This is a genomic window from Methanogenium cariaci JCM 10550, from assembly GCF_001315945.1.
GTDB lineage: Archaea > Halobacteriota > Methanomicrobia > Methanomicrobiales > Methanomicrobiaceae > Methanogenium > Methanogenium cariaci.
Genome location: NZ_BBBG01000016.1, coordinates 42158 through 52733, shown reverse-complemented (window position 1 = coordinate 52733; position 10576 = coordinate 42158). Strand labels below are relative to the sequence as shown.

Genomic DNA, 10576 nt, shown 5'->3' with positions numbered 1-10576 from the left:
CCCCCCCCAACCCCCCCCGCAAAAAATTCCCCCCCCTGCCCCCCCCACCGGAAGGATGCACCCCCCCGTCAGAGGTGGATATAATACGCATCCAATACCAGATCTCAAACAGGGAACCAATCCCGGAGAGAGAACATGATACCGAAAAAAATACCGATACTCTTCGTCGTGGCAGTCCTGTTTTTGTCTGGCGTATCCGGGCCGGTCTCTGGATACACCATGAGCGAGAGCACATATCAACTGGTTTCAGACTGCTACACCGATGTCATCGCAGGTTACGGGAACGTGCCGATCTACGGCCGGGACGGAACCGTCATCTCCACCGGCGTCATCGCAGACATTCCCGATGAAAAGGGGATGTGGGACTGGCGCTACGAGACCAAACAGATCGTAAACGATACCCGGTCCGACATGAAGGCGTATTACTTTCCCCCCCAAGGCCCAATCATTCTCTATGGATCAGATCTCCTGGGAACCATCTGCGTCGCATCTGGAAAGAGGCAGATACCGTCAAAAAAACCCGGGATGACATCTATGCCATCATTGACGCAGAAGCCAAAAACAGAGGTATTGAAAACATCCCCGTCATCTTCATGGCAACATCCATACCTGACTGCCGACCGCTCCCCCCCTGGACTGATCCCAACGAGACACCGGTAATACGACCGCTGCATGAGATCGCGAATGGATATCCGGATGTGACGGCACCGGCAAAAAACCAACAGGTATACGGAATGGACCCGACCGCAAAGCGACCCCCCCTCTCAGGCATCACCCACGCCTCCGTCTCCTCCCTCATCGAATTCGTTTCAACGGAGTACGGGTATTAGCCCGACTTGAAAAAAAGAGAACCGATGACAGATGAAATTGGGGGAAAAAGCCCCCCCATCACTCTTATCTCGTTTTTTGCCGGATAAGTGCCGCTGCTCCAAGCCCCCCCATGAGTATACCTGCATACCCGACCGGTGTGGTGGTTTCTTCCGGCATCGGCGTTGGTTCTTCAGTGGTAGAGACAGATCCCGAATCACCTGGTGTAAGGGGGGGCTGTCAGGTGTCGTCTGTTCTCCGGCAACCGGCGTGTCACCAGACACACCGCCAAGAGCAATCCACCCAATGCCCGGACAGGTTGCCCCGCAATGACTATCCGGCGTCATCGCCGGTTATTTCAGCGGAATACTCCGTCCATTCCCCCCCTGCGGTTGCATTATACCACCACAATGATGGAATGGCATTTCGTTCGGTAAGCCAGTCTTTCGGGATGCTGAACGTGTAGGTGATCTCAGCAATGTCAGAGGCATCTGCTTTGTAGAGGTGCACGAGATCATACTGGTAAATCGGTGCATCGGGAGGTAAAATGCCATTTTCAGGACCGGATTTCTTTTCGATGGTGATCATCAGATCCGATATATCTGCCGCAGGGAGAATCATGGCTTTTGTCACTGCGGTGTTTTTAAATGTCATTGAGGTCCGGTCACCTGCTTTCAGATGAGATACTGAACCAATACCGGTATGGGAAGCACTCCCTGATCCTGGCGAGGGAATCGGGGGGCAAGACCGTTATCACCTCTGATGTTTCGTTATAATACCCATTTGCTGATACGTTCAGAGTAAGAGTGTAGTCACCAACCTCCGGTAGGTAATCATTCGGTTGATTTCATCCGGGCTGGTCGCATTAATCCATGTGCCGTTGCCAAACGAGAAGTTCCACGTGGTTGGCTGTCCTGATGAATACACTTCCATTCTGACATCCAGCGGGGCTATTCCTGTTTGAGGTGACAGCGAGATGTTCGGTTCCGGCATTGATACGGCAATTCCCTGTGACGTCTCGTTATAATACCCGTTCGCAGATACGTTCAGAGTGAGGGTATAGTCGCCTGCCTGTTGGTAGGTAACCGTTCTGTTCAGATCATCTGAACGGGTTGTGTTAATCCACCTGCCATCACCAAGAGAGAGATTCCATGCACTGGGTTGCCCGGATGCTACTGCTTCTATCCTGACATCCAGTGGTGCGGATCCGTGATCAGGTGAAACAGAGAGGGCAGGCTCTGGCATTAGAACCATTATTTCCTGGGATGTCTCGTTATAATACCCGTTCGCAGATACGTTCAAAGTGAGGGTATAATCCCCCGCCTGTTGGTAGGTAACCGTTCTGTTCAGATCATTCGAACGGGTCGCATTAATCCACCTGCCATCACCCAGAGAGAGATTCCATGCAGTGGGTTGCCCGGATGCTGCTGCTTCTATCCTGACATCCAGTGGAGCGAGCCCACAAACAGGTGAAACGGAGAGGCCAGGTTCAGGCATTGAGACGGTTATTGCCTGTGACGTTTCGTTCGAGCAACCGTTCGCAGATACGTTCAGAGTGAGGATATAGTCGCCTGCCTGCGGGTAGGTAACCGTTCTGTTCAGATCATCAGAACGGGTTGCGTTAATCCACCTGCCATCACCAAGAGAAAGATTCCATGCGGTGGGCTGCCCTCCGGATGAAAATGCCTGAATGATGACATCCAGTGGTGCGGATCCGTGATCAGGTGAAACAGAGAGGGCAGGTTCAGGCATTAAGACCGTTATTGCCTGTGACGTTTCGTTCGAGCAACCGTTCGCAGATACGTTCAGAGTGAGGGTATAGTACCCCGCCTGCGGATAGGTAACCGTTCTGTTCAGATCATCCGAACGGGTTGCGTTAATCCACCTGCCATCACCAAGAGAGAGATTCCACACGATGGGCTGCCCTCCGTGTGAAGATGCCTGAATGATGACATCCAGTGGAGCGGATCCACGAACAGGTGAAACGGAGAGAGCAGGTTCAGGCATCGAGACCATTATTTCCTGTGACGTTTCGTTTGAATAGCCGCTGGCTGATACGTTCAGGGTGAGGGTATACTCACCGGCCTGCGGGTAGGTAACCGTTCTGTTCAGATCATCTGAATGGGTTGCGTTAATCCAGTTCCCGTCCCCCCCAGAGATAGGTTCCATGCAGTGGGTTGCCCGGATGCTGCTGCCTCTATCCTGACATCCAGTGGAGCGAGCCCACAAACAGGTGAAACGGAGAGAACCGGTTCAGGCATCGAGACCATTACTGCCTGGGATGTCTCGTTATAATACCCGTTCGCAGATACATTCAGAGTGAGGGTATAGTTGCCTGCCTGTTGGTAGGTAACCGTTCTGTTCAGATCATCCGAACGGGTTTCATTAATCCACCTGCCATCACCAAGAGAGAGATTCCATGCAGTGGGTTGCCCGGATGCTGCTGCTTCTATCCTGACATCCAGTGGAGCAGATCCGTGATCCGGGGGGGAAACAGAGAGGCCAGGTTCAGGCATTGAGACTGTTATCGCCTGTGACGTTTCGTTCGAGCAACCGTTCGCAGATACATTCAGAGTGAGGATATAGTCGCCCGCCTGCGGGTAGGTAACCATTCTGTTCAGATCATCAGAACGGGTTGCGTTAATCCACCTGCCATCCCCCCCAGAGAGAGATTCCATGCGGTGGGTTGTCCTCCATTTGAAGATGCCTGAATGATGACATCCAGTGGTGCGGATCCATGATCAGGTGAAATAGAGAGGCCAGGTTCAGGCATTGAGACCGTTATTGCCTGTGACGTTTCGTTCGAACACCCGTTCGCAGATACATTCAGAGTGAGGTATAGTCGCCCGCCTGCGGGTAGGTAACCGTTCTGTTCAGATCATCCGAACGGGTTGCGTTAATCCAGTTCCCGTCCCCCAGAGATAGGTTCCATGCAGTGGGTTGCCCGGATGCTGCTGCTTCTATCCTGACATCCAGTGGAGCGAGCCCACAAACAGGTGAAACAGAGAGGCCAGGTTCCGGCATTGAGACGGTTATTGCCTGTGACGTTTCGTTCGAGCAACCGTTCGCAGATACGTTCAGGATGAGCGTATACTCACCGGCCTGCGGGTAGGAAATGGTGCTATTAATTCCGTTTGAACTGGTCGCATTGATCCATCTGCCATCTCCCAGAGACAGGTTCCATGCGGTTGGTTCGTCCCTGCATGAGACATTCAGCGCTACGGACAGAGGTGCCTCTCCTGCATCCGGAGAGAGTGCCAGCACTGGTTCTGGCATTAAGACCGTTATGTTCCGGGATGTCTCGTTTGAGAATCCGGTTATCGTGTTGGTGGCATTCAGCACAACCGAATAAATTCCGACCTGGCTGAAGGTGTGTGTGGTATTCCGGGAGGTGGCTTTACCATCATAGAATGTCCAGTTCCAGGTGTCTGCTTCAATATTTCCTGTTGCACTGCCGTTGAAGACAACCCGTAATGGCGTGAGACCCTGTCCGGGACTGGCAGAGATGACGGGAATAATCTGCGCCTCTTCAAGTGTAAGAGCAAGGGCTCGTTTCTCTCCTGCACTGACGCTCACCCCCCCGGTGGTATTGACAAGATTATCCTTCTTTGCCAGAATTGTGTGTGTTCCTGTCGGAAGATAGAGCGCGGCCGGTGCATCTGTGGTGCGGTTGATATCCCTTTTATCCACAAAGAGGATTGCTCCGGCAGGATCTGTTTCAATGGTCAGTGTCCCGCGGGAACGGTTATACACCAGGGGAAGTTCGTCGGTGCCGACGACGGGAGGGGGGGTGGCGCTTAAACTCATTTCAGTAAACGTGATATTTTCATCACAGATGCCATCGAAATTGGCATCCCTGGCAGTCTCTGAAAAGCCGGTGCCTGCCGGACTGGCCCAGACATTTCCCCCCCACAGTAGGGCCCGCCGGCAATGTTGTCTTTCAGAAGCAGGGTCTGGTTAAAGACCGCATCCCAGACATATGATGATCTGGTATATGCATCGAAATTCTTCTCATTGCTGAAGAGATTGTTTCTGAGCGTCAGTCTGCTGTCATATGCATATACCCCGCCGCCGTAATCGGCTGTGTTGTCGTGTATGGTGGTGTCCCCCCCGATGGTCAGTGTGCCATCAGAGACAGAGACCCCCCCCGCCGCCGTAATCAGCTGTGTTGTCGTGTATGGTGGTGTTTCCAATGGCCAGCAGACCACCAGAGACAGAGACCCCCCCACCGCCATTACTCAGGGCTGTGTTGTTGGATATGGCGGTCTTTTCAATGGTTGATGTGGCAGAATTGGCATAGACCCCCCCGCCGCCAGTCGTGGCTGTGTTGTTGTATATGGTAGCATCCCTGATGGTGAGCGGGGCAGAACTTGCATAGACACCGCCACCACTACCTTGGCCTGTGTTGTGGTGCATGGTGACGTTTTCAATGGTAAGGGTGGCAGATCTTGCATCGACCCCCCCACCACCGTAATTGGCTGTGTTGTCGCGTATGATGGTGTCTCTGATGGCAAGAGTACTGTCCTGAAAAACATACACCCCCCCGCCACCACGGGAACTGGCTGTGTTATTACTCAGAGTGGTGTTTCCGATGGTGAGCCTCGCATTATTGCCATAGACTCCGGCGCCAAACTCACTGGCTGTGTTGTTGTGTATGTTGGTGTTTTCGATGGTTGCCGTGGCATCCTGGACATAGACCCCCCCTCCGCCGTAATTGGCTGTGTTATTGTTTACAATGGCGTTTTCAATGGTAAGGGTGGCAGATTCTGCACAGACCCCCCCACCGCCATAGTCAGTGGCGGTGTTGTTGTGTATGGCGGTGTCTCTGATGGTGAGAGCGCCGCCCTCAGAAACATACACCCCCCCACCACCACGGAGACTGGCGGTGTTGTTATCTATGATGCTGTCTTCAATGGTCAGCGTGGCATCTCTGACATAGACCCCCCCGCCGCCCCCCCGGTTAGGGGAATGATGGTTATTTGAGATGTCCAGGCCACGTAAGGTGACATTATCGACTGTCTGTATGGTTAGTGTTGACGTTCCATCTGTTTTAGCGGTAATCAGCGGACGAACCGGAGATCCTTCCCATTGTTCTATAATAACATTTGAATTTCTTATGGTGATGTCGTCCTCATAGGTGTGGCCCTCAGCACCCCCCCAGACGCGGATAGTATCGCCATCGCCGATTAAGTGAATCTCAGAGATCTCGCTATAGTTCCCGCCCCCCCCAATAGGGGGGGAGACACTCCAGAGTGCCGGATGGGTAATGGAGCTATCAGCGTCTATCCCTACGGTAGTAAAACAGGGCTGTGCTGTGGAAAGAATACCCGAATTATTTTCCATCGCGGGTAGTGTGCTGTCTGGTTCCGCAATAACGGATACCACTGGGTCATCTTCTGTCGGCTGTGGCGAATTATTTTCCGCCGGTGTCGCATTCACTTCCGGAAGTGCAGACCCGGATACACATAACCCAAAAAGGAGGATGGCTACTATAATTATTATTTTTACTTTCAAAATATTCACCCGCATCTGTCCCCCCCGGGAAACGCTCATCGCTTGGTTCAGAGAGCATGTAAAATATTTTCCGGGAGGATCCTGATTTGATATCAGTGTTCACGTTGTGCAATAAATATACAGTGATTTATCTGATAACGACAATATTTGCTGTTTCCGGATCGAGTTGCGAGTAATATTCGATAAAAAATGCAAAGACATGCCTGAAAGGTATTATTTTTCCAAGGTACGGGTGAAGTATCGGCAATAATCTGCCCATCAGAAAAACAGGAGATCCCCGCCTACAACAACACCAGATACGCGACCAGCATAGCAGGAACGCAAACAACAGAATCGCCACCCCCCCAAGAGGAGCGATAAAGGTGAGCATCGCATTCACGGTACTCGCGAGCTGTGATATACGGTTCGACCCGAAGACCGTCACCCCCTCCACCCAGCCGGTGCCTCCGGCCGCCTCTGCCGGGGGGGCAAGGTCTGCTATCGCCGCCCGCACCGTGTCTTCGACATAGGGAAGAAACTCCTCGGCCGTGACGCGGTAGCCCACCGGGTTCCGGCCGGAGAGCGTATTCACCACATGCGAATCGGTGGTCATCACCTCACACTCATCGACCATAGTCAGCAGATGCGCCCGCAGCACCTCGCGGACCCGTGCTCCACATTATTGCCGTCGAAGATCACGTAGGCCGTCAGCTGATCCTCCACACGGACCACGAGCGCCATAATCCCCCCCAAATCGCCAAAACCCTCCTCGCGGGAGAACGGCACCGCCCGGTGGGCCGAACCCGCTTCAAAGACCGAGACCGGTGCTGCGGCACGCCCGACGGACGCTGCCTGCGCTGCCTGCCAGTATTCATAGGCCGTCAGCGACCCGGACACGACCGGTTCGGTGATATCGACCATGCAGTTATGGGCATCCACAAACGCCACATGCGCATACTGCCCCTGACACTCCGCCATCACCGCAAGCCCTATCGCATACTCCAGATCCTCGGTCATCTCCGGCGAACGGGTCGCGACCAGAAGCAGGGTGTCGCCAAAGCCCTGTGCACAGACATCCACCGTCCCGCAGGTATATCGGTGCGACGCCGTCGCCTGGGAAAAGAAGACCGCATCCCGCCGGGACGCCCGCACCGCATCGGCCATCAGGGTCACCTCGCTCTCGGAGACCAGGTTGAAGTCATGCGTCGCACAGCCGTGGGCGACAAACGAGTCCGGGCCCAGCATATCGTGCAGAAGCTTGGGCAGATTCGCCCCCCGCCGATCTCCCCCCCATCGGGCCGGGGGTGCAGGTTCGGCACGGTAAACGTGATGTCACCCCGCCCTGCACGGGAAAAGAACAGGGACGCCTGCTGGACGTAGACGTCCTCGCCTATCTCCATAAAGAACTCGTCCAGCGCCTTGTCGCCGTCGGTATTGTGGGCGATGAACGCGTTGATAAAGTGCAGCGCACTGATGCGGAAATTCTTTTTCAGGGGCCGTTCCACCAGCCAAAGAAAGAGCAGCACCCCCCCGCAGCCAAAGAGCAGATGCAGCGCGAGCACGAAATACAGGAAGTCCATGCCGAAATAGTAGGACCCCCCCGTAACCGCTGCGGCGATACTCTGCAGGGCCGCCGCAGGCACCATCCGCTTCATCCGGTAATCGGCGATACCGGCGAGCACGATCAGCCGGACCGCGAAGACCACGCCCAGCGCCACCGCAAAGAGTACGGCATAGAAATTCGGGTAGGGCAGAAACGTTAAGAGAAGACTCACGATCACCTGAAAGACCATGCAGGCCATCGCCAAAAGGGCCGAACGGTTCCACGTGATCTTGCCGCCAAAAACCTCAACCAGAGGTTTTGTCACAACAAACGCGAAGAGTGCGGGTATCACATATCCCAGAAACCCGAATACCAGCAGGTAATTACGTCCGCCGATAAACCCGGCCCCCGTCGATGACAATCCCCCAGAAGAACGACAATTGCCACCGAACGCGGCCACGCGGGCGCTGCAAAAATGTAGCGGGAAAGATCTTCCAGTGCATTATTTCCGCCTTTATCGGTCAGATTCATCGCCCCCGGAACATATCTAACAAGATTTGATCAACGTCTATATATGGAATCGGATTCAGGGTGCAGGCAGGGACGAGAGTTCCCCCCCGAAATGCGTCCGGTAGCGTGCGGCCATCCGTTCCCAGTCGGGCAGATTGGTCTGGCAGCCCGCCTTCTCCACCACAAACGAAGCCGCGGTGGTGCCGATCTCAACCGCCGTCACCGGGTCGTAGCCCCCCCGCTTTTCCGCCGTTAAAAACCCGGCACGGAAGGCATCCCCCCCCGCACCCGTCGGGTCGGCGAGTGTCACCGGCACCGCCGGTACCTGCACCTCTTCGCCGTCCTGGTAGAGCAGACTGCCGTCGCCCGACATCGTGATGATGACACGCGGCACCATCGCGATCAGGGCCTCCCGTGAGAACCCGCCAATCGCACAGATACCCTCGGCCTCGTGACGGTTCACAAAGAGCAGGTCCGTTCGCTTGAGGATCTGCGCAATCTGGTCGCGGGAGAACCGCACCAGGTCCTGACCCGGATCAAACGAGACCCCAGGACGCCTTCTCCGCCACACGCACACAGAAATTCGGTTCGCTCGGTGCGAGATGCACGCGGTCCAGCACCGGTGCCTCGGCATCGTTGAGCGCCTCGGAGGCCCCCCCCACTCAAAGTAGGTGACCTGATCGTCCGTCCCGTCATTAAAGAGGTAACAGGTCGAAGAATGCATCTCCGGTTTTACAATAAATCGTCGTAACACACCGAGTTTGGTCAGCCAGTGATCATACTCGCTCCCGGCAAAATCGCCCCCGACCGCCGTCACCAATTCGGCCTCACCGCCCAGAACGGCAATGCCTGCGGCAATATTTGCCGCACCGCCGCCGTAGAAGATCTGATGTGCGGTAATAAACGTAGAATGGTTCTTTGCAATCAGTTCGGGAACCGTAAAAAGATGATCCGTGGTGGTGTGACCCACTACCGAGATCATGCGATCAGTTCGACCTCAAGGACCTTCAGCGGAATGTCACGCAGTGACGCTCCGACAACGGACTTTGCGATGCGTTCCGCATGGGCTTCCGACTCTGCTTGAAGACCTTCATCTCAAGGGTAAGTCCCACCAGGGCGATGTTTGCCACGATCAGGGCATTGTTCAGTTCTTCTTCACAGAAGGGACAGATGGCCTGCCCGATCTCAATCTCAACGAACTTGGCCCGGGGGGGTTCAGTCGTTTTCCAGCCTCGGATATGGCAATGCCGATGGCATCGTCAAGGGTATCCACATCGCGGACAACCCATCCGGACTCCAGTGTTACGCGGTAGTCAGTCATTTTCTTTATCGCCTCTTACCAGATATTTTCGTGCACATGTTCCCCGATGGGCATCCGGCCTGCGTAGGACGGGGGGGCAGATGACCCCTGCCTGCGGCAAGCAGCACCAGCGGACGGATATGTTCCGGCAGCCCCCCCAGGGTTTCGCGGATACCTTCCTCATCAAAGGCACCGGTCCAGCAGGTGTGCAGACCCGCTGCGTGCGCTCCGAGCATCATATAGGTCGCCGCAATCGTTGCGTCCTGCACCGCATAGAGAATGCCCCCCGCTCGCCGTACTGGGACATCGAACGCACGTAGTTTGCACAGACCACAAACACACAGGGTGCCTGAAGCAGGTGCTGCTGCTGATACGCCGCGTCAAAAAGACCCTCTTTGACACTCTCGTCGGTGACAATAATCACATCCCACGACTCGCGGTTGCCCGCCGAGGGCGCCCGCTCTGCCGGGAGGATGACGGAGGCAATCTCTTCTGACGTCAGTTCGTCGTCGGAATACTCACGGACCGATGAACGGGTCCGTAAAAATCCTAAAAATTCAGAGGAATCCATGTTCGGAAAGGAACCCCCAGGCTTCCTGTGCGGGTGTCGTGGTAAAACTGACGGCATCGCCCAGCTTCTGACCTGCCCCCCCGGCGAAATCGTCCGCCTCAATGCGGGAGATGGCCTCGCTCACGCAGTCTGCCGCCTTCTGGAAATTCATGTTCTTCGTCATATTGAACCCGAGCAACAGATTCGACCGGAAGAGTTCCAGAAAGTTTGTCGTCACGCGTTTTGCAGCGGCCTTCTCTGCACCCTTGTAATCATATAATGTCGCAACAATCTGTGAGGCGGCAATCAATTCAGACTTTGACCGCTCGGAAAACTGATACGCTGCAACTGCTTCTTTTGCATTCATCACAAA

Annotated in this window: 10 protein-coding genes and 4 pseudogenes; 2 read left to right on the top strand and 12 right to left on the bottom strand. The window is 54.9% G+C overall.

All coding sequences use genetic code 11. The features are described 5' to 3' along the window. The first annotated feature begins 135 nt into the window (after nucleotides 1–135). A complete protein-coding gene (locus tag JCM10550_RS12260; protein WP_062399512.1) occupies nucleotides 136–660 on the top strand; it encodes a hypothetical protein in 525 nt (174 codons plus the stop codon). Nucleotides 661–698: 38 nt separating this feature from the next. Then, nucleotides 699–830, top strand: a complete 132-nt coding sequence (locus JCM10550_RS25175; protein WP_281175386.1) for a hypothetical protein — start codon at nucleotides 699–701, stop codon at nucleotides 828–830. A 310-nt stretch (nucleotides 831–1140) separates the two neighbouring features. Here JCM10550_RS25175 and JCM10550_RS12255 read toward each other — a convergent pair whose 3' ends face one another. The 12 genes and pseudogenes from JCM10550_RS12255 to JCM10550_RS12205 form a co-directional block, all read right to left on the bottom strand. Continuing rightward, nucleotides 1141–1461 carry a hypothetical protein gene (locus tag JCM10550_RS12255; protein WP_062399511.1) on the bottom strand — a complete coding sequence of 107 codons (321 nt, stop codon included), beginning with the start codon at nucleotides 1459–1461 and terminating at the stop codon, nucleotides 1141–1143. Between the two features lie 141 nt (nucleotides 1462–1602). Beyond that, entirely contained in the window at nucleotides 1603–2976 is a 1374-nt protein-coding gene (locus tag JCM10550_RS12250; RefSeq protein WP_062399510.1) for a PKD domain-containing protein, read from the bottom strand. Further along, nucleotides 2916–3485, bottom strand: a complete 570-nt coding sequence (locus JCM10550_RS12245; protein ID WP_062399509.1) for a PKD domain-containing protein — start codon at nucleotides 3483–3485, stop codon at nucleotides 2916–2918. The genes JCM10550_RS12250 and JCM10550_RS12245 overlap by 61 nt, the downstream gene beginning before the upstream one ends. Before the next feature lie 148 nt (nucleotides 3486–3633). Continuing rightward, nucleotides 3634–4614, bottom strand: coding sequence for a PKD domain-containing protein (locus JCM10550_RS12240; RefSeq protein ID WP_062399508.1), 981 nt, complete (start codon nucleotides 4612–4614; stop codon nucleotides 3634–3636). After that, nucleotides 4611–5000, bottom strand: coding sequence for a hypothetical protein (locus JCM10550_RS12235; protein WP_062399507.1), 390 nt, complete (start codon nucleotides 4998–5000; stop codon nucleotides 4611–4613). The genes JCM10550_RS12240 and JCM10550_RS12235 overlap by 4 nt, the downstream gene beginning before the upstream one ends. Further along, nucleotides 4936–6336: a right-handed parallel beta-helix repeat-containing protein gene (locus JCM10550_RS12230; protein ID WP_172673894.1), complete on the bottom strand. Its 1401-nt coding sequence runs from the start codon at nucleotides 6334–6336 to the stop codon at nucleotides 4936–4938. The genes JCM10550_RS12235 and JCM10550_RS12230 overlap by 65 nt, the downstream gene beginning before the upstream one ends. Before the next feature lie 112 nt (nucleotides 6337–6448). Continuing rightward, nucleotides 6449–7545 (bottom strand): annotated as a pseudogene (locus tag JCM10550_RS25170) (DUF2070 family protein). Further along, the gene (locus JCM10550_RS25165) at nucleotides 7470–8264 is read right to left on the bottom strand and encodes a DUF2070 family protein (RefSeq protein WP_281175385.1); all 795 of its coding nucleotides are present in this window, start codon (nucleotides 8262–8264) and stop codon (nucleotides 7470–7472) included. The pseudogene JCM10550_RS25170 and the gene JCM10550_RS25165 overlap by 76 nt, the downstream one beginning before the upstream one ends. 165 nt (nucleotides 8265–8429) lie before the next feature. Then, nucleotides 8430–9335: pseudogene (locus tag JCM10550_RS12220) on the bottom strand (carbohydrate kinase family protein). Beyond that, nucleotides 9332–9674, bottom strand: a pseudogene (locus JCM10550_RS12215) (DUF555 domain-containing protein). The pseudogenes JCM10550_RS12220 and JCM10550_RS12215 overlap by 4 nt, the downstream one beginning before the upstream one ends. Before the next feature lie 15 nt (nucleotides 9675–9689). After that, nucleotides 9690–10224: pseudogene (locus tag JCM10550_RS12210) on the bottom strand (nitroreductase family protein). Further along, on the bottom strand, nucleotides 10211–10573 hold the full coding sequence (locus tag JCM10550_RS12205) for a hypothetical protein (RefSeq protein ID WP_218185206.1): 363 nt from the start codon (nucleotides 10571–10573) through the stop codon (nucleotides 10211–10213). Before JCM10550_RS12205 ends, JCM10550_RS12210 begins: the two are co-directional and overlap by 14 nt. Nucleotides 10574–10576 lie beyond the last annotated feature (3 nt).